This window comes from Stenotrophomonas sp. TWI809 (genome assembly GCF_039673205.1).
GTDB lineage: Bacteria > Pseudomonadota > Gammaproteobacteria > Xanthomonadales > Xanthomonadaceae > Stenotrophomonas.
Genome location: NZ_JBDJLE010000006.1, coordinates 75492 through 100397, shown reverse-complemented (window position 1 = coordinate 100397; position 24906 = coordinate 75492). Strand labels below are relative to the sequence as shown.

General features: G+C 66.0%; 23 protein-coding genes and 1 tRNA gene. 16 read left to right on the top strand and 8 right to left on the bottom strand.

Going from position 1 to position 24906, the window contains the following annotated elements:
• Positions 1-12: 12 nt before the first annotated feature.
• The 4 genes from ABE472_RS06880 (at position 13) to ABE472_RS06865 (ending at position 5661) form a co-directional block, all read left to right on the top strand.
• Positions 13-2250 (top strand): ATP-binding protein, encoded by a 2238-nt coding sequence (locus tag ABE472_RS06880; protein WP_346465939.1) that lies wholly within the window; start codon positions 13-15, stop codon positions 2248-2250.
• Positions 2247-2720, top strand: coding sequence for a response regulator (locus ABE472_RS06875; protein ID WP_313212661.1), 474 nt, complete (start codon positions 2247-2249; stop codon positions 2718-2720). The genes ABE472_RS06880 and ABE472_RS06875 overlap by 4 nt, the downstream gene beginning before the upstream one ends.
• Entirely contained in the window at positions 2713-5136 is a 2424-nt protein-coding gene (locus tag ABE472_RS06870; protein ID WP_346465938.1) for a PAS domain-containing protein, read from the top strand. Before ABE472_RS06875 ends, ABE472_RS06870 begins: the two co-directional genes overlap by 8 nt.
• A 144-nt stretch (positions 5137-5280) precedes the next feature.
• A complete protein-coding gene (locus ABE472_RS06865) occupies positions 5281-5661 on the top strand; it encodes a response regulator (protein ID WP_313212663.1) in 381 nt (126 codons plus the stop codon).
• Between the two features lie 15 nt (positions 5662-5676).
• On the opposite strand, the gene ABE472_RS06860 is transcribed toward ABE472_RS06865, so the two are convergent.
• Entirely contained in the window at positions 5677-8556 is a 2880-nt protein-coding gene (locus ABE472_RS06860; protein WP_346465937.1) for a PAS domain-containing protein, read from the bottom strand.
• A 283-nt stretch (positions 8557-8839) separates the two neighbouring features.
• Between ABE472_RS06860 and ABE472_RS06855 the strand changes: the two genes are divergently transcribed.
• From ABE472_RS06855 to ABE472_RS06845, 3 genes are all read left to right on the top strand, one after another.
• Positions 8840-9799, top strand: coding sequence for a cation diffusion facilitator family transporter (locus tag ABE472_RS06855; protein ID WP_346465936.1), 960 nt, complete (start codon positions 8840-8842; stop codon positions 9797-9799).
• A gap of 75 nt (positions 9800-9874) precedes the next feature.
• Complete coding sequence (locus tag ABE472_RS06850) at positions 9875-10618, top strand: SOS response-associated peptidase family protein (RefSeq protein WP_313212510.1); 744 nt, start codon at positions 9875-9877, stop codon at positions 10616-10618.
• A gap of 147 nt (positions 10619-10765) precedes the next feature.
• Positions 10766-10936 (top strand): CsbD family protein, encoded by a 171-nt coding sequence (locus ABE472_RS06845; protein ID WP_019184192.1) that lies wholly within the window; start codon positions 10766-10768, stop codon positions 10934-10936.
• Between the two features lie 51 nt (positions 10937-10987).
• Here ABE472_RS06845 and ABE472_RS06840 read toward each other — a convergent pair whose 3' ends face one another.
• Together ABE472_RS06840 and ABE472_RS06835 are read right to left on the bottom strand one after the other, a co-directional pair.
• Complete coding sequence (locus ABE472_RS06840) at positions 10988-11674, bottom strand: class I SAM-dependent methyltransferase (RefSeq protein ID WP_346465935.1); 687 nt, start codon at positions 11672-11674, stop codon at positions 10988-10990.
• A gap of 60 nt (positions 11675-11734) precedes the next feature.
• Positions 11735-12646 carry an NAD(P)/FAD-dependent oxidoreductase gene (locus tag ABE472_RS06835; protein ID WP_313218724.1) on the bottom strand — a complete coding sequence of 304 codons (912 nt, stop codon included), beginning with the start codon at positions 12644-12646 and terminating at the stop codon, positions 11735-11737.
• 166 nt (positions 12647-12812) lie between these two features.
• On the opposite strand from ABE472_RS06835, the gene ABE472_RS06830 reads away from it, so the two are divergent.
• The 6 genes from ABE472_RS06830 to ABE472_RS06805 all read left to right on the top strand — a co-directional run bounded on the left by ABE472_RS06830 (position 12813) and on the right by ABE472_RS06805 (position 18289).
• Positions 12813-13361 (top strand): DUF805 domain-containing protein, encoded by a 549-nt coding sequence (locus ABE472_RS06830; RefSeq protein ID WP_346465934.1) that lies wholly within the window; start codon positions 12813-12815, stop codon positions 13359-13361.
• A gap of 80 nt (positions 13362-13441) precedes the next feature.
• A complete protein-coding gene (locus ABE472_RS06825; RefSeq protein ID WP_313212506.1) occupies positions 13442-14368 on the top strand; it encodes a DUF6624 domain-containing protein in 927 nt (308 codons plus the stop codon).
• A 95-nt stretch (positions 14369-14463) separates the two neighbouring features.
• Positions 14464-16611: a TonB-dependent siderophore receptor gene (locus ABE472_RS06820; RefSeq protein WP_346465933.1), complete on the top strand. Its 2148-nt coding sequence runs from the start codon at positions 14464-14466 to the stop codon at positions 16609-16611.
• 8 nt (positions 16612-16619) lie between these two features.
• Entirely contained in the window at positions 16620-17750 is a 1131-nt protein-coding gene (locus ABE472_RS06815; protein WP_346462640.1) for a PepSY-associated TM helix domain-containing protein, read from the top strand.
• Complete coding sequence (locus ABE472_RS06810) at positions 17747-17872, top strand: hypothetical protein (RefSeq protein ID WP_313212503.1); 126 nt, start codon at positions 17747-17749, stop codon at positions 17870-17872. The genes ABE472_RS06815 and ABE472_RS06810 overlap by 4 nt, the downstream gene beginning before the upstream one ends.
• Positions 17873-17926: 54 nt before the next feature.
• Positions 17927-18289: a hypothetical protein gene (locus ABE472_RS06805; protein WP_346462641.1), complete on the top strand. Its 363-nt coding sequence runs from the start codon at positions 17927-17929 to the stop codon at positions 18287-18289.
• A gap of 5 nt (positions 18290-18294) precedes the next feature.
• On the opposite strand, the gene ABE472_RS06800 is transcribed toward ABE472_RS06805, so the two are convergent.
• Both ABE472_RS06800 and ABE472_RS06795 read right to left on the bottom strand, forming a co-directional pair.
• Positions 18295-18978 (bottom strand): thermonuclease family protein, encoded by a 684-nt coding sequence (locus ABE472_RS06800; protein WP_346462702.1) that lies wholly within the window; start codon positions 18976-18978, stop codon positions 18295-18297.
• A gap of 139 nt (positions 18979-19117) precedes the next feature.
• On the bottom strand, positions 19118-20362 hold the full coding sequence (locus tag ABE472_RS06795; RefSeq protein ID WP_346465932.1) for an MFS transporter: 1245 nt from the start codon (positions 20360-20362) through the stop codon (positions 19118-19120).
• 164 nt (positions 20363-20526) lie between these two features.
• Here ABE472_RS06795 and ABE472_RS06790 point away from each other — a divergent pair, with 164 nt between their 5' ends.
• A complete protein-coding gene (locus ABE472_RS06790; RefSeq protein WP_346465965.1) occupies positions 20527-21438 on the top strand; it encodes an AraC family transcriptional regulator in 912 nt (303 codons plus the stop codon).
• Positions 21439-21467: 29 nt separating this feature from the next.
• On the opposite strand, the gene ABE472_RS06785 is transcribed toward ABE472_RS06790, so the two are convergent.
• Positions 21468-21557 (bottom strand) — tRNA-Ser (locus tag ABE472_RS06785).
• Positions 21558-21711: 154 nt separating this feature from the next.
• Complete coding sequence (locus ABE472_RS06780) at positions 21712-22704, bottom strand: LysR substrate-binding domain-containing protein (RefSeq protein ID WP_019184298.1); 993 nt, start codon at positions 22702-22704, stop codon at positions 21712-21714.
• Between the two features lie 123 nt (positions 22705-22827).
• On the opposite strand from ABE472_RS06780, the gene ABE472_RS06775 reads away from it, so the two are divergent.
• Positions 22828-23409 (top strand): NAD(P)H-dependent oxidoreductase, encoded by a 582-nt coding sequence (locus ABE472_RS06775; protein WP_346462644.1) that lies wholly within the window; start codon positions 22828-22830, stop codon positions 23407-23409.
• Positions 23410-23512: 103 nt separating this feature from the next.
• Here the strand turns inward: ABE472_RS06775 and ABE472_RS06770 are convergent, their stop codons facing one another.
• Positions 23513-24166: a hypothetical protein gene (locus ABE472_RS06770; protein ID WP_346465931.1), complete on the bottom strand. Its 654-nt coding sequence runs from the start codon at positions 24164-24166 to the stop codon at positions 23513-23515.
• A gap of 320 nt (positions 24167-24486) precedes the next feature.
• Between ABE472_RS06770 and ABE472_RS06765 the strand changes: the two genes are divergently transcribed.
• Entirely contained in the window at positions 24487-24846 is a 360-nt protein-coding gene (locus ABE472_RS06765; RefSeq protein ID WP_346462646.1) for an SH3 domain-containing protein, read from the top strand.
• The last annotated feature ends 60 nt before the right edge of the window (positions 24847-24906 follow it).

Sequence of the window (24906 nt, the reverse complement as noted above, 5' to 3'; positions counted from 1 at the left end):
AGGAGTCAATGAATGTCCTCGAGGAATTCCGGCGCAAGCGCCTTGGATCTGTCCAGCTGCGCGCGTGAGCCGATCCGCACCCCTGGCGCGATCCAGCCCTACGGATTGATCCTGGTCCTCGATCACTTCACCTTGACCGTCAAGGCCCGCGCCGTCGCGCGACCGGAGCTCATCGAGGTGCTGGGCGATCCGCTGGGCCAGCCCCTGGAGGCAGTGCTCGGCGGTACGCTGGCCCACTGCAGGCCGCTGCTGGTAGCGCTGGAGCAAGGTGCCTCGCAATTCCTCGGCGCGCATCCGGTCGGCACGGCCGGCCACCACCCTACGGTGGCGCACCGCATCGGGGATGACGTCATCATCGAGCTGGAGGCCCCGGTGCCGGGCGAGCCAGGCTCGCTGGAAGACCTCTATCCCTTGATCCGCCGCTTCATGGCTGCGATCGAGCGGGCGCCCACCACGCAGGCCCTGTGTGAGATCGCCGCGGTGCATATCCGCGAGCTGACCGGCTTCGACCGCACGATGATCTACCAGTTCGACCCGGACTGGAACGGTGCGGTCGTGGCCGAGGACCGCAACAGCGTGTTGCCCTCCTACCTCGATCTGCGCTTCCCGGAATCGGACATTCCCGCGCAGGCGCGTGAGCTGTACCGGCAGAACCGGATCCGGCTGATCGCTGACAGCCACTACACCCCGGTGCCGCTGGTGCGCGTGCCCGCGATCGCCGAGGCGCCGCCCACCGACCTCGGCCCGGCCATGCTGCGCAGCGTCTCCCCGGTGCACCTGCAGTACATGCGCAACATGGGCACCGGTGCATCGATGTCGGTCTCGGTGCTGTGCGAGGGCGAACTGTGGGGCCTGATCTCCTGCCACAACCAGCTCGCGCGCCGCGTGCCGTACCACGTGCGCACGGCCTGCGAGTTCATCGGCCAGATCCTGTCGCTGCAGATTTCGCTGAAACAGCGCGCGGTGCTGGTCGAAGAACGCATTGCACGCCGCGCCATCCAGGTGCGGCTGCTCGGCCGGATGGCCGGCGATACCGACTTCATGGCCGCGCTCGGCCGCGATCAACGCAGCCTGCTCGCACTGACCCAATCGGCCGGTGCGGCGATCGTGCACCGTGGCGAATGCATCCTGCACGGCGACTGCCCGAGCCAGCCCCAGGTGATGCAGCTGGTCCAGTGGTTGACCGCCCAGCCGATCGATGGCGACATTTTCTGCACCGACACGCTCGCGCAGCAATGGCAGCACGCCGAAGCCTTCGCCGGCGTCGCCAGTGGCGTGCTGGCCATCTCGATCTCGCAGATCCACGACAGCTTCGTGATCTGGTTCCGGCCGGAGGTCGTCCGCACCGTTCGCTGGGGCGGTGACCCACGCAAGGTAGAGACCGATCAGCCACTGTCGCCACGCACCTCCTTCGAAGGCTGGAAGCAGACGGTGCGCGAGCAGTCGCTGCCCTGGAACGAGGTGGACCGTGATGCCGCGCTGGAGCTGCGCACCGCGATCGTGGACATCGTGCTGCGCAAGGCCGAGGAGATGGCGGCGTTGAATGAACAACTGCTCCGCAGCAACAAGGAGCTCGAAGCGTTCTCCTATTCGGTCAGCCATGACCTGCGGGCGCCGTTCCGCCACATCGTCGGTTACTCGGAACTGCTGTGGTCCTCGGCCGGCGAGCGATTGAACGATTCAGAAAAGAGATTCCTCGAGACCATCGTGGAGTCGGCAAAATCGGCAGGGACGCTGGTGGATGACCTGCTCAGCTTCTCGCAGATGGGCCGCTCGACCATGGGCCAGATCGCGATGGACATGACCGCCCTGGCCGACGACGTGCGCCGCAAGCTCGATATGGAGTACACCGGGCGCGCCATCGACTGGAGGATCGCCGCCCTGCCCAAGGTGCTGGCCGACCCCGGCATGCTGCGGCTGGTCTGGCAGAACCTGCTGTCCAATGCGATCAAGTTCACCCGCGACACGCCCGAGCCACGCATCGAGATCGGACACGAACGCAATGACACGGAAGACATCTTCTTCGTGAAAGACAATGGCTGCGGTTTCGACATGCGCTATGTGGACAAGCTGTTCGGCGTGTTCCAGCGGCTGCATCACGTCGATGAGTACGAAGGCACCGGCATCGGCCTGGCCAACGTGCACCGCATCATCACCCGCCATGGCGGCCGCACCTGGGCCGAAGGCCAGGTAGGCGCCGGCGCCACCTTCTATTTCACCATCCCCTTTGTTACTGGAGACCACCTATGAGAGATCTGCGACCGATCCTGCTCGTAGAAGACAACCCGAAAGACGCTGAGCTGACCATGGCGGCGCTTGCGCGCTGCCAGCTGCTCAACGACGTGACCCATGTGCGCGACGGCGTGGAAGCGCTGGAGTATCTCCGCTGCCAGGGTCCCTATGAAGGCGCCATGCACGGTGGCCCGGTGGTGGTGCTGCTGGATTTGAAACTGCCCAAGCTCAATGGCCTGGAAGTGCTCAAGGAAATCCGCAGCGACCGCGCCCTGAGCAGCACCCCGGTGGTGATGCTGACCTCCTCGCGCGAGGAGCAGGACCTGATCCGCAGCTACGAGCTGGGCGTCAACGCCTTCGTGGTCAAGCCGGTGGACTTCAAGGAATTCCTCGAGGCGATCCAGGGCCTGGGCATGTTCTGGGGCATCACCAACCAGCCGCCACCCCACGGCACATTGTTCGGCGGGAAGAGTAGAAACGATGGCTGAGGCCGCCACAACCAAGACCATCAGGATCCTGATGGTCGAAGACAGTGCACTGGATGCAGAGCTGATCACCGCACAGCTGCGCCGCGCCGGGATCCCGTTCACGGCCCAACGCACCTGGTCGCACCAGGGCATGCTCGATGCCCTGACCACCGCCTCGTTCGATGTGATCCTGGCCGACCACGTGCTGCCAGGCTTCGATGGCGACGCTGCCCTTGCCCTGGCCAGCGAGATCGCCCCCCAGATTCCCTTCCTCTTCGTTTCCGGCACGCTCACCGAAGAGCTCGCCGTGCAGGCGCTCAAGCGCGGGGCGCGCGACTATGTGGTCAAGTCGCGCCTGCAGCGCCTGCCCGATGCCGTTGTCCGGGCCATCCATGAAGCCCATGAGCGCCGCCGGCTGCTGCGTATCGAGGCCGAACTGCACGACAGCCACCAGCGGCTGAAGCTGATCACCGATTCGCTGCCCGCGCTGATCGCCTACTTCGGTCACGACCATCGCTACCGCTTCGCCAACAATGCCTATGTCGAGTGGCACGGCCGCACGCCCGACAGCCTGATCGGCCGACACACCCGCGAGGTCGTCGGCGAGGACACCTTCAACAGCATCCAGCAGCATCTCGACCGGGTGCTGCTGGGGGAGAAAGTCAGCTTCGACATGCTCTCCCTGCGCAGCAACGGTGCCGCCCGCCATGCCCAGGTGGACTGCGTACCCGAACTGTCACCGGATGGGTCGGTGCTGGGCTACTACGCGATGGCGCGCGATATCAGCGACCTCAAGCAAGCGCAGTCGTTGCTGAAGGCCAGCAACGAGTCCCTGGAGCGCCAGGTGGATGAGCGGACCTCGGCACTGCACCGGAGCGAAAGCCGGCTGCAGGCGCTGTTCGAATCCAGTTTCCAGCACCAGAACCTGCTGACCCTGGATGGCCACATCATCGACACCAATTCGGCCTCGCTGGCCGCCATCCTGGCGGACAAGCAGGACGTGCGCGGCAACCTGTACTGCGAATCGGCGTGGTTCGCCGACACGCCCGGCGTTCCCGGCGTGGTCTGCACCGCCATCCTGGAGGCTGCGGCGGGCACGGCGTCGCGCCACGAACTGGAACTGCGCCTGCCGACCGGCAAGCGCACGTTCGATTTCTCCTTCCGCCCCCTGTTCGATCATCAGGCACGGATCACCGCCGTCGTCTCCGAGGCCGTGGAAACCACCGCGCGGCGGCAGGCCGAAGAAGCGCTGCGGCACAGCCAGAAAATCGAGGCGGTGGGCCAGCTGACCGGTGGCATCGCGCATGATTTCAACAACATCCTGACCGTCATCGCCGGCAATATCGAGTACGCCAAGATGCTGACCGACCGGCTCGGCGACACGGCAGGCAATTCCTCACGCGCGCTCGACAACGCGATGAAAGGCGTCATGCGTGCGGCCAACGTCACCCAGCGCCTGCTCGCCTTCTCGCGCCGGCAGCCGCTGAAGAACATGCCGGTGGATCTGAACGAAGAGATGCGCGGCATGCAGGACATGCTCAAACGTTCGCTGGGCGAGCTGGTGCAGATCGACATGGTGCACAGCCCGGATATCTGGTGCGTGGAGATCGATCCGAGCCAGCTGGAAGCCTCGATCCTCAACCTGGCGGTGAATGCACGCGATGCCATGCCCGACGGCGGCCGCCTGACCATCGAGATGGACAACATCCACCTGGACAAGGATTACGCGGCGCAGCACCCGGATGTCCCGCCCGGCCAGTACGCCATGGTGCGCGTCCGTGACAGCGGCCAGGGCATGCCGCCGGAGGTCATGGCGCGGGTGTTCGAGCCGTTCTTCACCACCAAGGAGGTTGGCCGTGGCACCGGGTTGGGCCTGTCGATGGTGTATGGCTTCGCCAAGCAGTCCGGCGGGCACGTTCTGCTCGATTCCACCGAGGGCAGCGGCACCACGATCACGCTGTTGTTCCCGCGCTCGGCCGCCGCCCTGCCGAGCGTGCGCCCGGCCGATGCACAGACGCTGGACGCCTTCGAGGTCGAGGCGGAAACGACCGTACTGGTCGCCGAGGACAATGACGATGTGCGCGCCTACACCGTGGATACCCTGCGCCAGCTGGGCTATCGCGTGCTCGAAGCGCATGACGGCCCCTCGGCGCTGCGGTTGCTGGATCGCACCGACGTCAGCGTGGATCTGCTGTTCTCCGACATCGTGATGCCGGGCATGTCCGGCTGGGCCCTGGCCAAGCAGGCACTGGCCCACAAGCCCGGCCTGCGGGTGCTGTTCACCTCGGGCTATCCGCGCGATATCGACGCAAGCGGCACCGTTGGCCGCACCATCGCCCTGTTGGCCAAGCCCTTCACCCGCAGCGATCTGGCGCGGTCCATCCGCACCGCCCTGTTGGATGAAAGCCCCACCCAGAGCGGCACCGCCTTGAATTGAGGCCATCGCCAGCGGTGCCGTGACGGGCACCCGCCCCCGGTCATGACATGGGGCTGGCACGCGATGCACGGCCGGCTAACACGCACGGGCGCTAAGGTGGAGATCCGCACAGGTGGCTGCACGCCACGAGGATCTCCGCCCGCAATGACTGCTGCACGAACCCACCCACGATGCCGCGTGCTTCTCGTCGAAGACGATGCGCCCATCCGGGAGATGACCAAGGACATCCTCAGCGACGATGGCTTCGATGTCCTCGACGTCGGCGATGCCGAGGCCGCGCTGGGTTGCCTCAGGCACGACGGCCCGTTCGACCTGCTGGTCTCCGATGTCGGCCTGCCCGGCATGGACGGCCGCGATCTGGCCACGATCGCCACGACCCTGCATCCGGCCATGCCGATCCTGCTGGTCACCGGCTACGCGGGCCCCGCCGGAGCCCGGCCCGACTTCCGCGGCGAGGACATCAAGCTGCTGCGCAAGCCCTTCACGCTCAAGCAGCTGGTGACCTCGGTCAGGTCGCTGCTCTGACAGCTGCTGACCTGGTCACGACGGGTTCCTGATCGCCAGCAGCGCGCGGGCGCGTCGCTCCAGTTCCGCAGCCGTAAAGGGCTTGGTCAGCACTTCCATGCCGTCCTCCAGCTGGCCCGCGCCCACCGCTGCCGACGCCGCGTAGCCGGTGATGAACAACACCGGCAACGCAGGGCGCACCTGGCGGCCGGCATCAGCGACCTGACGACCATTGAGCCCACCGGTCAGCCCCACATCGGTGATCAACAGGTCGATCGTTTCGTCAGAGCGCAGCAGGTCGATGGCCTGGCCGCCTTCCGGTGCCTGCAACACCCTGTAACCCGCGCCGCCAAGCACCTCGGTCAACAGCGCGCGGATCGCTTCCTCATCTTCCACCACCAGAATCGTGCCGACGCTGGGCGCTGAACACGCCGGCAGGTCCTGTAAGGTTTCTTCGGCGGCGTCCGCGGGGGTCTCGCCGATGAAGCGCGGCAGATAGAGTTCCACCGTGGTGCCGTGGCCAACCTGGGAATCAATCCGCACCTGTCCGCCGGATTGGCGGGTGAACCCATAGATCATCGACAGCCCGAGACCTGTGCCCTGCCCGATCGGCTTGGTGGTGAAGAACGGCTCGAACACCTTTTCGATCACCGCCGCGTCCATGCCGGTTCCTGCGTCCTTGACGGCCAGCCGGACGTAATCGCCGGGCGGCGTATCCAGCGCCGCCGCACTCTCGCCACGCAGGCTCACGTTGGCCGCGCTGATCCATAGCGGCCCCCCCTCGGGCATTGCGTCGCGGGCATTGATGCACAGATTCAGCAGCGCATTTTCCATCTGCGGCACATCCACCAGTACCGCCCAGGGATCGGACGCCAACTGCGTGGAGATCGCGATCGAAGGCCCCAGCGTGCGCGAGATGATATCCAGCATGCCGCGCACCATCGCATCGGCCACTACCGGCGTGGGTGCGAGCGTCTGCCGGCGGGAGAACGCCAGCAGGCGCTGGGTGAGCGCCGTGGCACGCGACGCGCTGGACTGCGCCATCTCCAGGTAGCGGCCGATGTCGTCATAGCGCCGCTGATCGATGCGCAGCTCCAGCAGCTCCAGCCCCACCGAGATGGCGGTCAGCAGGTTGTTGAAGTCATGCGCCAGGCCACCGGTCAACTGACCCACGGCCTCCATCTTCTGACTTTGCCGCAGCCGCTCCTCGGCCACCTGCAACGCGGCGCTGCGGGTCTGCACGCGCTCTTCCAGGGTCAAGGTCAATTCGCGCAGCTGCTCTTCGGCCTGGCGCCGCTCGGTCACATCCGAGGCGGTACCGAACCACTCGGTGATCTCACCGGCGCTGTCCAGCAAGGGCACCGCACGCATCTGCACCCAACGCACACTGCCATCGGCGAGCAGGGTGCGGTGCTCCAGTTCCAGCGGCAGCCGCTGCGCCATCGCACGCGCAATGGCCTGCTCGAGCAGGGCGAGATCATCGGGGTGTACGTAGCGTTCTCGCCAGTCGGTGACCGCAGGCAGGCTCTCGTCCTGTGCCACCGGCCCGGTCGCCAGAATCTGACGCATTTCGCGCCAGTCCGCGGTGACCGCATACAGTGACTGCGAGGAGGCGCTCACCAGCGCGCCGAGGCGGCGCTCGCTGTGGGCCAGTGCATCGCTGGCGCGGCGCTCCTGGGTGCGGTCGCCCAGTACCTTGACGAAGCCCAGCACGGCGCCATCTTCATCGCGCAGCACGGTCATCGCCCCGCTGGCCCAGAAGCGCTCGCCGGACCTGCGCGCCAGCCAGCGCTCACCACTGACCCCACCCGATGCGATCGAGACGCCCTGGTTGTGCCGCAAGCGCTGGGCCTGGATATCGTCAGCGGTGTAGATCACCTCCACGTTCTGACCCAGCATCTCCGCCTCGGTCCAGCCGAAGATGTGCTCGGCCCCGGCATTCCACAGGGTCACCCTGCCCTGCAGGTCCGAGGCGACGATTGCGTAATCGCTGGCACTGTCGATGATCTGGCGATTGCGCGCCTCCACCTGCCGCATCGTGCGCTGCAGCTCGATGTGGGAGGTGACGTCCAGGCCCTGCACGAAGACGCCTGCCGTATTGCCATCCTCACCCGCCACCGGCTGGAAGACGATATCCAGCATGCGCCGGGCCGAGGACGGATCGCTCGGGAACGGCGCCTCGTACACCACCTCGCTGCCGATATACGGCTTGCCGGTGCGGTACACCTCGTCCAGCAGCGGCAGGAAGCCCTGCTCGACGATTTCCGGCAGCGCGTCCCGGATCGACTTGCCGAGCACATGGCGATTGCCAACCAGCCGTTGGTAACCCGGATTGGCCAACTCGACCCGATGCTCGGGCCCACTGAGGAAGGCCATGAACATCGGCGACTTGTCGAACAGCGCGATGAGCCGCTCGTTCTCCTGGGCCAGGCGCTGCTGGGCCACGATGATGCTGGTCACCTCGTTGGTCACGCAGAACGCGCCGCCGACCCTGCCATCATCGAGGAAGATCGGCGAAAACGAGAACGTCCACCAGGTCTCTTCAGGCACGCCCTGGCGGCTCATTGACACCGGCAGGTTCTCGTAACGGGAGGATTCACCGGCGAAGGCGTTCTCGATCGGCGCGCGTACAGCGTCCCAGGCATCGGCCCACAGCTCCCTCAACGGTGCGCCCAGCGCGCCCTCCAGGCGGGGCCCCAGAATCGGGCTGTAGGCATCGTTGAAGAAGAATGTCAGGTCATCGCCCCAGACCACGTACATGCTTTCGGGCGAGGCCAGGATCAGATTGACGGCATTGCGCAACGCGCCCGGCCAGGTCTCGATCGGCCCCACCGGTGTCGCCTGCCACGCCAGTGCACGGACCTGCTCGGCCATCGGCCCGGTGCTGCCGGGAAAGCGCCCCGCCACTGCGCTCATGCGCACCGCTCCAGCACCACCGGGGCGCGCGTGCCGCGCAGCTGCGCGGCAGACCAGGGAAGGATGGACATCATCGGGGCACCGAACCTTGAACTGAAGGCATTGCAGGAGCTGGGGGAACGGCAGGCAGCGGGGGCCAGCCGGAAGGCGGAAAGCAATGTAAGCCAAGCGGGGCAAATCCATGTCAAGGCCGGGAGCCGGTGCCAGCGTTTGGCGGGATGTGCACGCGCCCGGGACGCACCGTTGGCGATGATGCGCGCACCCTCCCCACCCCACGACTGCCATGGCCAAGCCAACCGGCTCCCGTCTCGTCATCTATGCCGCCCTTGCCGGCAACCTGGCCATCGCCATCGCCAAGTTTGTCGCCGCCGGCATCTCCGGCAGCTCGGCGATGCTCAGCGAGGGCGTCCACTCGCTGGTGGACACCATCAACGAGCTGCTGCTGTTGTACGGCCTGCGCCGTGCCGAGCAGAAGCCGGATACGCTCCATCCCTTCGGCTACGGGCGCGAGCTGTACTTCTGGAGTTTCATCGTGGCGCTGCTGGTGTTCGCAGCCGGTGCCGGTGTATCGGCCTATGAAGGCATCCAGCACATCCGCCACCCCGAGCCGGCCACCAACCACCTGATCAGTTACGTGGTGCTGGGCATCTCCTTTGTCTTCGAAGGCACCTCATGGTGGATCGCGCTGCGCGAGTTCCGCGCCACCAAGGGGGCGATGGGTTACTTCGAGGCGTTCCGCCGCAGCAAGGATCCCTCCACCTTCACCGTGCTGCTGGAAGACAGCGCCGCCCTGCTCGGCCTGGCTTTTGCGCTGGTCGGCCTGCTTGCCGCGCAGTTGCTGGACATGCCGATCCTGGATGGCGTGGCGTCGCTGTGCATCGCCGGCGTGCTGGCGGTCACCGCCTTCCTGCTTGCCCGCGAGACCAAGGGCCTGCTGGTCGGTGAGCCCGCGCACCCGAGCGTCGCCAAACGCATTCTTGCCGTCGCCACCCACGATGCGGACCTGCGCCGCGCCAATGGCGTGACCACGATGCAGATGGGCCCGGAACAGGTGGTCGCGATGCTGAGTGCGGAGTTCGAGGACGATCGCACCACCCCGCAGATCGAGGCCTGTATCACGCGGATTGAAAAGACGGTGAAAGCCGAGTACCCCGAGCTGGTCGCGCTGTTCGTGAAGCCGCAGACGCCGGAAGTGTTCCAGGCGCGGCGGGCAGCGTTGGGGGAACCCCATCCCGACACGTGACCCCCGTGCAACGCGTGCAGCATCGCAGGCGGTGCGCACGACACCGTCACGGATGCCGTTGGATGCTCACCTGCCATGCGCCGTTTCGCACAAGCCATCGCTGATAGCGAGTCACTTCCCGCTGGCCTTCCTGCTGCGCTGGCGCGGACGCTGGCGGCCGCGCCGGACCACTACAACATCGCCAAGGGTGGCGTGGCCACGGTGCTCGCGCGCGACCATGACGGCTCCATCGCCGTGGCCGACATGGTGTGGGGCTTGGTGCCGCGTTGGTCCAAGGAGCCGGCCACGCCGTATACCACGGTGACCGCACGGCTTGACCGCGCGCCACGCAGCCGCATCTACGCGCAGGCCTGGGCGCAGCGCCCGTGCGTGCTGCCCATGACCGGCTACTACAAATGGGATCGCGAGCGCCGCCCCCCCTGGCCTCTGTTCGTGCAGCGCAAGGATGGCCTCGCGCTGCTCGCAGCGGGCTTGTGGGAGCACTGGGAAAGCGACGACGGCCAGCAGCTGGACAGCTTCACCGTATTGACCGGCCCCAACAGCGCGATCCCTTCCCCACTCACACCGGACGGGCCGATCTTCATCGCGCCGGCCACCGCCCTGGACTGGTTGAGTGGCGCCTTCCAGACGCCTGCGGCATTGCGTACCCACGCCTCCACCCCGGCGTTGGAAGCCTATCCGGTCAGCCGCGCGTTTCGTGATCCTTCGCGTGACGATTACACCCTGTTGGAGCCTGTCGATCCGGATACCACCGTAGCCAGCACCGAACCGCAGCCATGGGATGGCGATGGATGGGATGAACGCGATGCGGAGGAGTGACGTGCAGCGCACGTGAGCATCAACCTTTCCGGCGCTTGAATGGATTCCGCGCCCGCGGCGAATTTCACCTTCGCGCCACCGCTCTGCCGTCAGGGTGGAGATGCCCAGCAACACGGGCCCTCTCTCTAACCAATCGTGGAGTCAACCATGGACAAGAATCGCACTGAAGGCGCCAAGAACCAGGTCAAGGGCACCGTAAAGGAAGTCGTGGGCAAGGTCACCGGCGACAAGACGAAAGAAGTGGAAGGCAAGATCCAGAAGGGTGTTGGCGAAGTCCAAAGCGACGTGGGCAAGGCGCGCGACGACGCTCGCCGCTGAGTCTTGACCCCACCGCTCTCTGACCCACCTCGGGCAGAGAGCAGTGGGAGGTTAGCCGTGTGCATCGCCGGCGTACGCCACCCAACCTCTGAATGACAGCGCGGCATAGAACAGATCCGGCCGCTCGAATCCCGCCTCCTCCAGCATCGCGACCTCTTGCTCCGGCGACAACGTGGGCAGCCGGCTGGCGATGCTATCGGCACGTGCAGCTGCCGTCTCTCCCACCGGACCGCGCGCCGCTACGAAAGCAGCCCAGCGCTGGAACCACCTGTGTTTCTCCAACGGATCGCTCGGCACGCTGTGGTGCGCGATGATCAACGGTGCACCTGGCTTGAGGCGGCGCCTCAGTGCGCACAGCGTCTCGAGACGGTCTTCCGCTGACAGGAAATGCAGCGTCAGCAAGCAGGTGGCACCATCGAACGCGGTATCCGGCGTGCTGTCGATATAGCCTTCGATCATCTCCACGCGGGCAGACAGTTCGACTCCCAAGACGCGCTTCGCCAATCCAAGCATCTCGGCGGACGGATCCACGCCGGTGAAGCGCCAGCTGGGACTCGCTTCCGCGAATGCCTTCAGCTCCATGCCACCGCCCGCCCCCAGGACCAATACGCGCCCCTGCGGTGGCACGTGTTCGGCCAGCAGGACGTGGATCATCTGGTGCAGCGCGTGGACGCCGGGCACCTGACGGACCAGGTTGTCGGCGTACTGGGCGACGGCATCAGGATCAGAGAAGGACATCCGGACCACCTTGGTTGCAGCGAACCTTAATGTAACACACTTAGTTACATTAAGACTGCGTCACTCCAGCAGCCCCATCAGCGAGTGGTGCACCGCCACACCTGCCAGCGCGCCCTCGCCCACTGCCAACGCGATGCTGCCCGCCATCCGGGCCGCATCGCCGCAGGCAAACACGCCCGGCACCGTGGTCTGTTTGGCCGAATCGGTGGTGATGCAGCCGCCATCCTTCAATTCGCAGCCCAACTGCTCGGCGAGATCCGTAGACAGCCGCGAGTGCGGCGAGATGAACAGCGCATCCACCTCCACGCGCCGCCCATCGGCGAGCACCACGGTGGCGGTGTCCTCCACGCGCTGCACCTGGGCCGACTCGATCACGACGCCGCACGCCTCCAGCCGTGCATGCTGCTCCGCATCGATCCTGGCGGATGCCTGGCTGCAAAACAGCGTGATCCGACCCCAGTCGCAGAGCAACAGGGCCTGGGCCGCGCCGCCATCCTTCGCACAGCCAATCACCCCGATGCGCCCTTCGAACACCTCGTAGCCGTGGCAGTACGGGCAATGAAAAACGCTCCGGCCCCAGCGTTCGCCGATGCCGTCGATGTCGGGCAGGTCGTCGGTCACCCCGTGGGCCAGGATCACTCGATCCGCCACGAATGTCTGGCGGTCTTCGACCGTGACCTGGAACCTTCCGCCGTCATCGATCGCCTGCGCCGACACCGCAGTACCGGTGAGCCACCTCAGGGTGGGATAGCGCAGCAGCTCGTCGCGGGCCTGGGAGGCGATGTCTGCCGGCGGCAGGCCTTCCCTGCCGAGGAACCCATGGGCGACGCGCGCATTCCGGTTGCGCGGCTTTCCCCCGTCGATGATCAACACCTTGCGCCTGGCGCGGACCAGCTGCAGCGCTGCGGACATGCCGGCGTAGCTGCCGCCGATGATGACCACATCAAAACGATCAAGACGCAGATCGGCCATGGCGCTGTCCTGCGAGCTCGCAGAGTGACGAATGCGCCAGAGTGCGTGAGGCGGGATCAACGTCGCGCGTACAGCGTGTGAGCCCCTGCATCACAGCGCGCTATCGAGCCGGACACCGAGGTGCCTCTATCGCCGCAGGGCAGTTCAGCAGGCACTGGAATTCGCCATGCTATACAACCGAACAAGCACCGCCTCGGGCGTCGCACAACCCGTCCCGAAGGCAAGCGACAGCACGTATCTGCGCAATGCCGTGTCGCCAACAGGCCATTTGGATGAAGCCCGCATGACATCGATCTTTTCCACGACACCTCTCCGCTGGCCGGGCGTAACCCGCGGCATTGCACTGGCACTTCTCCCGATGAGGCGCTACAGCACGTTCTCCGGCCGCGCCAGCCGCAGGGAATTCTGGGCGTTCGCGCTGCTTGCCTTCGGCGTGCTTGGCGGTTGCTACGCCATGATGATGTGGACCTACAGTGCCGGATGGGTCATCACGGGCATGGTGCTGGCGGCGCTGCTGGCCCCTGTGCTCGTGATTCCCCTGATCGCCGTCACGATCCGGCGGCTTCACGATATCGACGAGTCCGGTTGGCTGGCGCTCCTCGTCCTCGTGCCGTTGGGCGTGTTCGTGTTCTTCCCGTTGATGCTGCTTCCCCCTACGCCGGGATCGAACCGCTTTGGCTCGCGTGAACCAGACCTCATGCAACCGGACGCATGACCCAAGCGGCGGGACGAGGGCTTGAATTCTCTGTCAGGTAGCGGCTACGTTTCCTGTACGCCCTTCATGGAAGAACTGCGATGCGTTCAAGGTCGATACGCTCTTACCCTGCGACCCGCGCGGCGACGCTCACCTTCGCCATCCTTGCAGCGACCACCGTCGCAGCTGAGCCGCCCAGCTTCTTCACGGCGCTGGACCAGTATGGAAACAACGACTATGCCGCGTGCAGCAGCACCTTGAGTGACCTGCACCGGCAAGGTATCCCGTTCCCCGAGGGCGGCGAACTGTTGCTGGTCGAGTGCACGGCGGCCGCGGGCGATCATGCAGCGGCTTTCGCGTACATCGATGCGCTGCTCGCCAGCGGTCGCCTGCCGCTGGACGATCTGCGCATGAAAGAACGCCCCGGCCTGGATGCGCTGCGTGCCGATCCCGCGTGGCCGGCGGTGCTGAAGCGGGTGATGGCCGAAGAGAAAAAACACGATGCGCTGCGCGATGCGCCACTGCGGCAGGCGTTGCTCGCACGCGAGGCGAAGGATCAGGCGGCGCAACATGCCGCCATCGCGGCAGGCGGCGGCGATGCATGGCGGCAAACAACTCCGGTGAGCGAAGCCAATGCAACTTGGCTGAAAGCCGTGATCGCCGAGAAGGGCTGGCCCGGCATGGCGCGCGTCGGCCGCGATGGCGCCAAGGCGGCGTGGCTGATCGTGCAGCATGCCGACCATGACCCTGCGTTCCAGGCGCACGCGTTGGCGTTGATGCAGAAGGCCAGCGAGGCGGGTGATGCCGACCCTGCGGACATGGCACTGCTGACCGATCGGGTGTTGCTGGCGCAGGGGAAGCCGCAGCGCTACGGGACCCAGTTCGCGGACGCCGGGCATGGGGTCATGGAGCTTCGGCCTACTGAGGATCTGACAACCTTGGATGCACGGCGGAGGGCGGTTGGGTTGCAGCCGTTGGACGCGTACAAGGCGATGCTGTCGGAGATGTACGGCAAGCAGGTCAGGTAGGCTGCCGCAGGATCAGCGGCGGTGACGAGCAACCGTCCCTACACATTCCTACATGTTAATATTTCTCATTCGCACCTACCCCCTCCCCGCGCCCGATGACCCGCCCATCGCTTCGTCTCTCTGCCCTGGGCCTGGCCCTGACCTTGGCCTGCGCGTCGGCCCATGCGGCCCCGCCCTCCTCCCCCTCCTCGCCCGATGTGCGCCAGCTGGACGCCGTGCAGGTGCTCGGTCGCGCCCAGACGCTTTACCGGGTGGACGACGCCACGGTGGGCACGCGGACGGACACGCCGTTGGCGCTGGTGCCGCAGTCCATCCAGGTGGTGCCGCGTGAGCTGATTGAAGACCAGGCGGCCCGCCAGATCACCGACCTGTACCGCAGCATCAGCGGCATCAGTTTCTTCAGCTATGCCGGCGTGACCCTGCGCGGCTTCCGCCAGGAAAACGTGCTGTATGACGGCCTGCGCGGCGACCCCTATGCCGGCTTTTCGGTGCCGCAGCTGTTCAACATCGAGCGTGTGGAAGTCCTGAAGGGACCGGCCGGCGCCCTGTACGGCGGCGGTGACGCTGGCGGCGTCATCAACTACGTGACGCGCAAGCCCAAAGCCACACCCGAGCGCCGTATCGAACTGCAGGCCGGCAACAACGATTTCCGGGCGGCATCGATCGAGGCCACCGGGCCGCTGAACACCGCGGGCAGCGTGCGTTACCGCGCCGGGCTGTATGGCGACACTGAACAGGGTGTGCGCTGGAACGCGGACAGCGAAAGCGTGATCGGTGATGCGTCGCTGGCCTTCGACGTGGGCGACACCGGCGAGTTGACCCTGCAGTTCACCGACATCACCCAGAACCTGGGCGGCAACCGCCTGCGTGGCGTGCCGGTGGACGACAACGGCAGTTTTCTCACCGACCGTCGTTGGAACCACAACGAAGCCACCGACTTTCTCGACATGCGGGCCAAGGTTGCGCTGGCGCAGTACCGCTTCTCGCCCAGCACCACCCTGGACGTGGATGTCGGTGCACGCTGGTTCGAGAACAACGAGCACCAGATCTATCACGAGCCGATGGGGCTGATCGACCGCAACCGCGACGGCGTGCCCGAATGGATGACCCGCCAGCTGCGCAACCAGATCCGCGACAACGATGCATTCACCGCCAACGCCAATGCGGTGTGGCGCGTCAGCACCGGCAGCATCGAGCACAAGGTGCTGTTCGGTGCCGATGTCTACCAGCAGGATGCCGACTTCACCGCGCAGACGGCCAACAGCGCGGATCTGGCGCGGGGTGCCGGCCCAGTGCCGGGCATCGACCTGTTCAACCCGGTGTATGGCGCAAGTTCGTGGCGCGACTACAACCTGGCCGCCCTGCCCTGGCGCAGCACGAGCACGCGCAGCAAGCGCTATGGCGGCTACCTGCAGGACGAACTGACGCTGACCGAGCGCTGGCATGTGCTGGCCGGACTGCGTTGGGATGGCTTCAAGGACGATGACCGCATTGCCGGCACCGCCGTGGATGGCAACGACATCAGCTGGCGGCTGGGCAGCACGTACACCGTGCGGGAAGGCGTCAATGTCTACGCCAATATCGCCAGCGGTTTCATGCCCCAGAGCGCGGCCAACCAGAGCGCCGAAGCGGGCGGCCCGTTCGATGCAGAGCGCAGCAAACAATGGGAAGTCGGGTTGAAATCCCTGCTGGCCGAGCGCGTCACCCTGAACCTGGCCGCGTACCGGATCGACCGCAGCAATATCGTGCAGGCCACCGGCGAGATCGTGGACGGCGTCAACCAGCTGGCCGCCCTGGGCCTGGTGCGCAGTACGGGCATGGAGCTGGATCTGCTGGCCGATGTCACCGACCGCTGGGTGCTCAACCTGACCTACGCCTACAACGATGCGCGGGTGAAGGATGCCGGCAGCAACGGCATAACCAATGCTTCGGGTGATCGCTTCGCCAATGCGCCGCAGAACAAGCTCGGCCTGTGGACGCGCTACGATCTGCCGGCGATCAACTCCGCCATCGGCTTCGGCGCGGATTACGTGGATGAGCGCGTCAGCCTGGATGGCCAACGGGTCAAGCCGTACACCGTGTTCGACATGAGCTGGAAGACGCAGTGGCAGCAGTGGCAGTTCCAGGCCAACGTCAAAAACCTGTTCGACAAGGTCTATGCCGCCAGTGGCTTCACCGAGCGCACCGGCCACTTCCCGGGTGAGCCGCGCCGCGTATACGTGCAAGCGGCGTACGCCTTCTGAGCCTGCCCATGCGACAGCCTACGCCAGCGCATCCCAACCGCCCTGCACGCAGCGGGAGTGGGCGCCGGCTGTGGTTCGACCTGCACAGTTGGCTCGGCCTGAAGCTCTGCCTGTTCATGGGCTTTGTCTGCCTCACCGGCACGCTGGCGGTGTTCTCGCAGGAGATCGACTGGCTGCTGCACGCCCCCATGCGCGTGGCCGATGGTGGTGAGCACGCCGGCTGGGGGCCGGTCATCCATGCCGCGCAGGCGGCACATCCGGACTGGGAGCTGGAAGGCATCTCCGCCGGCCACACGCGCCTGTTCGCGGCGCGCGCGCAGATGCGCCTGCCCGATGGCAAGCGGCGCTTTGTCTGGATCAACCCCTACACGGCGCAGGTGACCGGCGACACCGGTTGGTTCAATACCCAACGGCTGCTGCGCAACACCCACCGCCACCTGATGCTGCCGGTGGCCTGGGGCGTGCCGCTGGTGGCGGCGCTGTCCATCCCGTTGCTGCTGTCGCTGTTGAGCAGTCTGTATATCTACAAGAAGTGGTGGCGCGGTTTCTTCAAACGGCCCGACCCCTCACGACCGCGCCGCCTGTGGGGCGATGTCCATCGCTTGGGCGGGGTGTGGTCGCTCTGGTTTCTGCTGCTGATCGGGCTGACCGGGGCGTGGTATCTGATCGAATCCCTCGGCGGCGATGCACCGGCCGCGCCGACCATGCAACTGGCCAAGGGCGATGACCGCGCTGCCGCCGTCGACCCGGCCGCCGTCGACGCCGCAGTGCAGACCGTCCGCCAGCAATGGCCCCGCCTCGACATCCTCGGCGCCATTCCCGCACGCGATGGCGGCAGCATCCTGTTCCTGGGGGAGGCCGACGCCTGGCTGGTGCGGGAGCGGGCGAACAATATCGCCGTGGACCTGCACACCGGGCACGTGATCGGCATGTATGACGGCCGTGCGCTGGGGGTCCACCAGCGCATCGCCGAAATGGCTGACCCCCTGCACTTCGGCAGCTTCGGCGGTTGGTCCATCCGACTGCTGTGGTTGCTGGCCGGCACGCTGTTGACCGGCCTGTGCTTCACCGGCGTGTATCTCTACGGACTTCGCACAGTGGATTCGCTGCGATCGGCAGCCACAAGGCGGCAGACATGAGTCATGGAAAGCTGCCCGGCCCTTGGCGCGCGGCGTGGCACGGCATGGGTCGCTGGCGCTGGCTGTGGCTGGCCCTCCTGCTGGTGTGGGCATCGCTGGTGCCGCTGGAGGCAATGAAGTAGACGCGCTCGCCCGTCGAACAATGGCATGCTGGATGTTCGTGCAGGAGAGCAACGATGCGGATGACGGGAAATCTTCTTGCAGCCAGTGCTGTCACGCTGAAGGTCGGCGTGGTGTTCTGGGTGCTGGTAGCCTGGCGGACGCCCGGCGGTGAGCCTTGGGACGCGCCTGCGTTCTGGACCGTCATCTATCCCATCGCACTGGGCATCGCTGCAGTGCTAGGCGCCTGTTTCCCCCGGAAGGCGTGGCTATGGGGACTGTTGCTCATGGCGCTGCAGGTGCCGGTGGTGGCCGTGATGTCCGGCGTTGGACCGTTGCTGCTGGCCGGGCTGGTATATGCCCTCGTCCTGGCCTTGCCGGCGATGGTGATCGCGGCAGCGGCGGGCGCGCTGCGTCGCCGCCTGTATGGGAGGGTTTGAGACGCTCAGCGCTTCGCCGGCTGCCACCCCGCTCGCAGTGCATCCGACGCGCTGCAGAACATGCGCTCGCCGTGGCTCAGGTCGATGCTCGTGCGCGCGTAGTCCCGCTGGCCGGGCACGTGGTAGATCTTCCTGCCTTCGCGGGAGATGTTGCCCTTGATGCGGCATCCGCCCGGCGCCGGCTGCGCGGCCACCGGGGCTTGTCGTGCCGTCTGCTCACGTTTGCTGCGACGATAGTCAGCTGGCATCTGGAACGTCCCCTGCCAGAGGTTCCGCTGGTGCTGGCGCGCGTCGGCTTCGTCTGCGATGAATGCCGTCGCGTATTGGCGATACGCGACCGCCCAACCGGCGCGCACCATCCGCTGATTGACCGACTGCCCCTGTACAAAGCACTCCGCCACCACCCGACCGTAGCGGTCCGTGTCCTTGGGCTGGCAACGAACCGTCTTGTCCAGCACATAGCCGTCCAGCGCAGCAGCGGACCGTCGGCCACAGGGCCAAGCACGTCCGTCGTTGGTGGTGCATTGCTGGGCGCTTTCCGGCGCATCGATGCCCCACAGGCGAATGCGCTGCTTCGCCACGATAAGGGTGTCCCCGTCCGTGACCGTCGCGCGGCCGACCAGCTGTGCTGCCACACCAGAAAACGACGCAGAAACCAAAAACACCACCACCAGACCTTTCACCACCATCAACAACAACGTCCTTCAAGTGCACGCTCGGGAGCGAGCGCCAGTTAAAACAAGGCCGAGCACTTTAGCGGAAGCGGAGACAGGACGCCGACTACATCGACAGTCCTTCACTCCCGACGTGCATTCCTGGTGTGGTCGCCTAGATATGAAACGCCGGACCTGCCGACAACGCCGACGAGCTCACCCTGACCCGGAACGCAATGAGCAGGCTGGCGAGGAGCATCACCGTCGCGGCAACAGTAAGGACTGCGACGATGCCTCCCAGTCCGAACACCAGGCCGCCCAAGGCGGCGCCCGCGGCGATGGAGGACTGCACTGCAGCGACCACCATCCCGCCGGCACTCTCAGCCTGATCGGGTACCGCACGGGCGACCCAGCTCGACCAGGCAACCGGCACGCCGCCGAAGGCCAGACCCCACAGTGCTACCAGGATCGACAGCCCACCGACGCCCACCGGCAACAGGAGCATGCCCAGCACGGCTACGCCAACCAAGGCAGGCATGAGCACCAGCGTGACTTTCAGACTGCGCTCCATGAGCCAACCGGCCAAGAGAGTGCCAACGAAATTCGCCACACCGAACCCGAGCAGGATCAGCGCCAGGCCATCGGCGCTCATCTGCCCCAGGCTCTCCAACGTTGGGCGGATGTAAGTAAAGAGCGAGTACTGACCGGTGTGCGCCAGGACGCAGCCCAGCATGCCGACCGCAACGCCCGGACGGCGCAGGAGCGCCACCACCGACTCGGGGACAGCCGCCTGGCGCGGGGCCATCCGGGGCAGCGTGAACCACTGGAACGCAAACGTGAGTCCACCGACCGCCGTCGCCGCCCAAAAGGCGCTGCGCCAGCCCAGCAGCCCGCCGAGGTAGCTCCCCAACGGAACCGACACCACCGTGCCGACCGCAATCCCGCTGAAGATGATGGACAGCGCGCGAGGCACGCGCTGGGGCGGCACCAACCGCATGGCCACGGCCGCTGCCATGCTCCAGAAACCGCCCAGCGCGATGCCCAGAAGGACGCGCATCACCAGCAGGACCGCCATGCTGGACGACAACGCTACCAAGGCGTTGGAGAGGATCATCAGAGCCGTGAAACCCAACAGCACTAGGCGCCTGTCCATCGAACGGGTCAGCCGGGGCACAAGCAGGCCGGCGAACAGGGCCACAACAGCCGTGACCGTGACTGCTTGACCGGCCAGCGCCTCCGATACTCCAAGGTCCGCCGCCATCGGCGTCAACAGGCTGGCAGGCAGGTATTCCGCCGTGAGCAGCCCAAAGACACCCATGGCCAGCGAAAACACGGCCACCCATGCCGATGAAGACGGCTCCCCCCTACCCCTGTCCACAGAATCAAGCGCGGCTGCGGCCTCAACTACGTTATTGCTCATCACAGATCCCAGTGCATTCGTGCAGCCGAGAGTCTAGGGAGCCAGGTCAGGATGATCTATGATTGTTCAACCTGTATTTTTGATCGCAACCCCGGGCCGCCTCAGTGAGCCACGCTCCACACCCGTCCCAGTCCTCCGACCTGATCAGCGAGCTGCTGACCGGCATGCGGCTGCATGGCGTTCAATACCGACGCATCCAGACCGGGCCGACCTTTGGGCTTGGATTTCCGCCGAAGCCAGGCCATGCCTACTTCCATTACCTGGCCGTGGGCACTGCGATTCTTCGTGGCGCGGACGGCAGCCAATACCTTCTCTCCGCCGGGGATGTCGTGCTTCTTCCACGTGGAGACGGCCACGCGCTGCTGTCGGGCGAGCACCATCCCGTCCAGTGTCTGGAAACGATAGACGCCGCCCCACTGGGCGAGGCGGTGAGCGGGATAGACACGTGCCCGAGTACACATGCCGTGCCAAGCGCTGTGCTTTTCCACGGATGCATGGTGTTCGATCTGGGTGGCATGCAAGCGTTGAGCAAGGTGATGCCGACGGTGATGTTGGCCGATGGCAACGCCACTCCGTTCACCGGGCTGTTGCCCATGGTCGACGCGATGAAGCGCGAGGTGTGCTCCGGACGTATTGGTTATGCGGGCATACTCGCCCGGCTGGCGGATGCAGTCGCCGCCATGATCGTTCGTGACTGGGTCGAGCGCGGCTGCGACGGCGCATCCGGTCTGGTCATGGCCATGCGCGACCCTCGTCTATCGCTATCGTTGCTTGCCCTGCACAGAGACCCTGGGCGTGACTGGACTGTCGAAGCGCTGGCTGCAGAATCGAACATCTCGCGTTCGGTCTTTGCAGACCGGTTCCAGAGCGTCATTGGGACCGCGCCTCTGCGATACGTGACTGAGCTTCGCATGCAATTGGCGAGTCAATGGTTGAGCCAACAGAATCTATCCATCGAGGTAGTGGCAGAGCGTCTTGGCTACGCGTCGCAGGCTGCTTTCAGTCGGGCGTATAAGCGTGTCATGGGGCACTCGCCTGGCGCGACTCGGCGGGGTCGCGCCTTGGCCTCTCCGTAGGGGGCAGCGCAAGCCCTGTGTTCGAACATTGGCGGAGAGAGTGGGATTCGAACCCACGGAAGGAATGACCCTTCGCCGGTTTTCAAGACCGGTGCCTTAAACCGCTCGGCCATCTCTCCGTATCGGCAGCGCTTCCGCGCCCCGCGTGCCCAGGTCATTGCAACCCAGGCAACCGGTCGGGGCAGCGCCCCGTCCGGCATGGCTCCCCGGCATGGGCCGGGGGTCGCATTCTCGCATTTCAGGTGGGATTTGCCCACCCGCCAGCGGTCGGGCTCAGCCCGCATCCACCGCCAAGGCACCCAAGGCACTCGCCTTGATCTTCTCCTTGGCCCGCTCGCACGCGCCACCGCAGTCCAGACGCGAAGCCTCCAGCTGCGGCGGCAGGTGCTCGGCCAGGAAGTCGATGAACACGCGCACCGCCGGCAGCAGACCGCGGCGGGAGGCGAAGACGGCGTGGCAGATGCCCTGCGGCAGCGACCAGTCCGGCAGCACCACTTCCAGCTCGCCATTGCGCACGGCGTCGGCACAGACGGTTTCCGGCAGCATGGTGATGCCGAACCCGTCCTTGACCATGCTCTGCAGCAGTGGGAAATCGAAACCGGCCACGCGCGGCTGCAGGTCCACGCGGCGTACCGCGCCTTCCGGACCGTGCAGTTCCCAGCGCTGGCGGGCTTCGTCTTCGCTGATGCTCAGGGTGACGTGGTTGGTCAGCTCGTCCGGGTCTTTCGGGCGGCCGGCGCGATCGAGGTACTTGGGGCTGGCCACCAGCAGTTCCTGCACCTGGCCGAAGCTGCGCATCACCAGGCTGCCATCGTCATCCAGGCGAGAGCGCACGCGCAGGGCGACGTCGTAGCCTTCGTTGATGATGTCCACGCGGCGGTTGCTGATGTTCAGCTGCAGCCGCACCTTGGGATATTGCGCCAGGAAGATCGGCAGCAGCTTGGGCAGCTGCATCTGCGCGAGCGAGACCGGCACGCTGGCGCGGACGAGGCCACGTGGCTCGGCGCTGAGGCGGTCGACCACCTCACGCGCGGCCTGGGCCTCGGCGAGCATGGTCTGCGCGTGGCGATGCACGCTGGTACCGACGTCGGTCACCGCGAAGCGGCGCGTGGAGCGCTGCAGCAGGCGGACGCCCAGATCGGTTTCCAGCTGGCTGATACGGCGGCTCAGGCGGGATTTGGGGATGCCGAGCGCGCGTTCTGCTGCGGCGAAGCCACCATGATCCACCACCATGGCGAAGTAGTAGAGGTCGTTGAGGTCTTGCATACCGAAGTTCCAGATATAGAACAATACGTGGTATTCAACCACCTTTATTCCAAACAGGCAACAACCTAACCTGATCTCCGTCGGCGGCATCTACCGCCCCTCCCCCAGAATCAGGTGATTGCCATGAAGCTTCTTCACATCGACGCCAGCGTGCTTGGCGAAAACTCGGTCTCCCGCCAACTCTCCGCCGCCGTGGTCCAGCAGTGGCGCGACCAGGTCCCGGGCCTGGAGGTGAGCTACCGCGACCTCGACGCCCAGCCCGTTGCGCACCTGCGCAGCTCGTCCCTGGCCCAGTCCGACCCGGCCGAGGTAGCCGACGCCGAGCAGGTGCTGGAGCAGTTCCTGGCGGCCGACGTGGTTGTCATCGGCTCCCCAATGTACAACTTCAGCGTCGCCTCCACCCTCAAGGCGTGGATTGACCGCCTGGCCGTGGCCGGGCGCACCTTCAAGTACACCGAGAACGGCCCGGTGGGCCTGGCCGGCGGCAAGCGCGTGATCGTGGCAAGCAGCCGCGGCGGCCTGCACACCGGCGCCCCGACCGATTTCCAGGATCCGTACCTGCGCCAGGTCTTCGCCTTCTTCGGCATCGACAACGTCGAATTCGTGCGGGCCGAGGGCATCGCCTACTCGCCGCAGCACCGCACCGACGCGATTGCCCAGGCCCTGGCCGCGCTGCCGCAGCCGGAAGCACTCGCCGCAGCCTGATCCACGCGGGACCCACACCGTTCCCTCCCCCTCGTCGTGACGGTGTGGGTGTGGCAGAGATGGCCCCTTCCGGGGCCATCTTTTTTTTGAACGCGGCCCCGCCCTACTGGAGTTCGCAGTCGCGTGTCACCGGTGATCCCAGGATCATGCCGTTGCCCGTGCAGGCCGCGAGCACAGTGTCGCCTTTGCCGAGCGCGCCGGCCTCTTCCCTGGAGAGGCCGGAGATCATCACCTGGTTGACGCTTCCGGCCTTCAGCTGCACCTGCGGCTTATCCATCAGATCTGTCTGGATGCTGGCAACTTCACCTGAGATCAGCAGTCGCTTGCCTTTGTACAGGACGTCGGCGGCGACCTCATTGGCCTCGTAGTCCCGAGAGAGCTGGCGCGCCGTGATTTCGACAGGCGCGACGGGCGCGACCGCGGTGTCCTGCTGGCTACCCTTGTCCGCGTGGGTTTGGGCATCGGGGGCCGGCTGACTGATCGCGCTGACGGCGCCGGCGAATACCACGACGCCCACCAGGTAGACCACCGGGGAGGCGACAAGGGACAGCAGGAGCTGGGCGATGCCTTTGCCGGCGCCACCCTTGGACATCGCCACGACAGCCAGGATGAAGGCCACCAGATTGAGCGGCCAGCCGAGGAAGAGCCCGAGCCCCGGGAACGGGATCAGGAAGCACAGCCAGGCGATGCCCAGCATCAGCCACGCGGCGATGCCGGCGGGATTGGAGGATGGGAGGGGTGCAGCCGCTGTATTCACCGGGCGTCCTGTGGAAGTAGAGGTCGGTGCCCAGCCTGTTCGCTGTGTGCCGCAGGAAATGGGCGTCGATCACACCGCTACGTGCGGGCCGTGCGGGCCGCCACCGGATGCTCAATCCGCGAAGCCCCGTGCCTGCCGTCTCTGCGGCCCTCCACGCCGCGTGCCGCCCACTTGGCCGTCAACTTCTCCTACATTTCATCAAGGCGCTTTCTGATCTGCCTCTCTTCCTTTCTGGAAGCCGCACCGATGACGCAATCAACGCTGCAGCGTCGCGGGAATGGCCGCTAAGCTGGGGGCCCTTTGCACACAGCTGATTCCGCATGGATTACCGCGTCGTCCAGACCCACCGCAGTGAGTTCCCCCACCCGATCACCCTGCAGCCCGGCGATCCGCTGCAGGTCGGCGAGCGCTACCAGGGGCCCGAAGGCTGGGACAACTGGTATCTGTGCGAGACACCGGGCCAGGCTGCAGGCTGGGTACCGGCGCAGGTGATCGGCAGGAACGCGCAGGGCGATGCGATGGCGGCCGAGGCTTACTGTGCGCGCGAACTGGATGTGGACGTGGGCCAGCACGTGCGCGGTGAGCGCGTGCTCAACAGCTGGGTGTGGTGCGAGCTGGTTGGCGGCACCACGTCCGGCTGGGTGCCGCTGGGCGTGTTGGCGCCGATGACGGACGGGTAGAGCCACCCCATGGGTGGCTGCAGGTGATGCATGACCGGAACGGCAGCCACCCATGGGGTG

What these genes read in the sequence shown, in the direction of transcription:
- ABE472_RS06820 (WP_346465933.1), top strand. Translation starts at nt 14,464, where the DNA reads ATGACCCGCCCATCGCTTCGTCTCTCTGCCCTGGGCCTGGCCCTGACC.
- ABE472_RS06765 (WP_346462646.1), top strand. Translation starts at nt 24,487, where the DNA reads ATGGATTACCGCGTCGTCCAGACCCACCGCAGTGAGTTCCCCCACCCG.
- ABE472_RS06860 (WP_346465937.1), bottom strand. Translation starts at nt 8,556, where the DNA reads ATGAGCGCAGTGGCGGGGCGCTTTCCCGGCAGCACCGGGCCGATGGCC.
- ABE472_RS06815 (WP_346462640.1), top strand. Translation starts at nt 16,620, where the DNA reads ATGCGACAGCCTACGCCAGCGCATCCCAACCGCCCTGCACGCAGCGGG.
- ABE472_RS06830 (WP_346465934.1), top strand. Translation starts at nt 12,813, where the DNA reads ATGCTATACAACCGAACAAGCACCGCCTCGGGCGTCGCACAACCCGTC.
- ABE472_RS06810 (WP_313212503.1), top strand. Translation starts at nt 17,747, where the DNA reads ATGAGTCATGGAAAGCTGCCCGGCCCTTGGCGCGCGGCGTGGCACGGC.
- ABE472_RS06875 (WP_313212661.1), top strand. Translation starts at nt 2,247, where the DNA reads ATGAGAGATCTGCGACCGATCCTGCTCGTAGAAGACAACCCGAAAGAC.
- ABE472_RS06855 (WP_346465936.1), top strand. Translation starts at nt 8,840, where the DNA reads ATGGCCAAGCCAACCGGCTCCCGTCTCGTCATCTATGCCGCCCTTGCC.
- ABE472_RS06865 (WP_313212663.1), top strand. Translation starts at nt 5,281, where the DNA reads ATGACTGCTGCACGAACCCACCCACGATGCCGCGTGCTTCTCGTCGAA.
- ABE472_RS06840 (WP_346465935.1), bottom strand. Translation starts at nt 11,674, where the DNA reads ATGTCCTTCTCTGATCCTGATGCCGTCGCCCAGTACGCCGACAACCTG.
- ABE472_RS06805 (WP_346462641.1), top strand. Translation starts at nt 17,927, where the DNA reads ATGCGGATGACGGGAAATCTTCTTGCAGCCAGTGCTGTCACGCTGAAG.
- ABE472_RS06880 (WP_346465939.1), top strand. Translation starts at nt 13, where the DNA reads ATGTCCTCGAGGAATTCCGGCGCAAGCGCCTTGGATCTGTCCAGCTGC.
- ABE472_RS06775 (WP_346462644.1), top strand. Translation starts at nt 22,828, where the DNA reads ATGAAGCTTCTTCACATCGACGCCAGCGTGCTTGGCGAAAACTCGGTC.
- ABE472_RS06845 (WP_019184192.1), top strand. Translation starts at nt 10,766, where the DNA reads ATGGACAAGAATCGCACTGAAGGCGCCAAGAACCAGGTCAAGGGCACC.
- ABE472_RS06825 (WP_313212506.1), top strand. Translation starts at nt 13,442, where the DNA reads ATGCGTTCAAGGTCGATACGCTCTTACCCTGCGACCCGCGCGGCGACG.
- ABE472_RS06780 (WP_019184298.1), bottom strand. Translation starts at nt 22,704, where the DNA reads ATGCAAGACCTCAACGACCTCTACTACTTCGCCATGGTGGTGGATCAT.
- ABE472_RS06800 (WP_346462702.1), bottom strand. Translation starts at nt 18,978, where the DNA reads ATGGTGGTGAAAGGTCTGGTGGTGGTGTTTTTGGTTTCTGCGTCGTTT.
- ABE472_RS06790 (WP_346465965.1), top strand. Translation starts at nt 20,527, where the DNA reads ATGCGGCTGCATGGCGTTCAATACCGACGCATCCAGACCGGGCCGACC.
- ABE472_RS06795 (WP_346465932.1), bottom strand. Translation starts at nt 20,362, where the DNA reads ATGAGCAATAACGTAGTTGAGGCCGCAGCCGCGCTTGATTCTGTGGAC.
- ABE472_RS06850 (WP_313212510.1), top strand. Translation starts at nt 9,875, where the DNA reads ATGCGCCGTTTCGCACAAGCCATCGCTGATAGCGAGTCACTTCCCGCT.
- ABE472_RS06870 (WP_346465938.1), top strand. Translation starts at nt 2,713, where the DNA reads ATGGCTGAGGCCGCCACAACCAAGACCATCAGGATCCTGATGGTCGAA.
- ABE472_RS06835 (WP_313218724.1), bottom strand. Translation starts at nt 12,646, where the DNA reads ATGGCCGATCTGCGTCTTGATCGTTTTGATGTGGTCATCATCGGCGGC.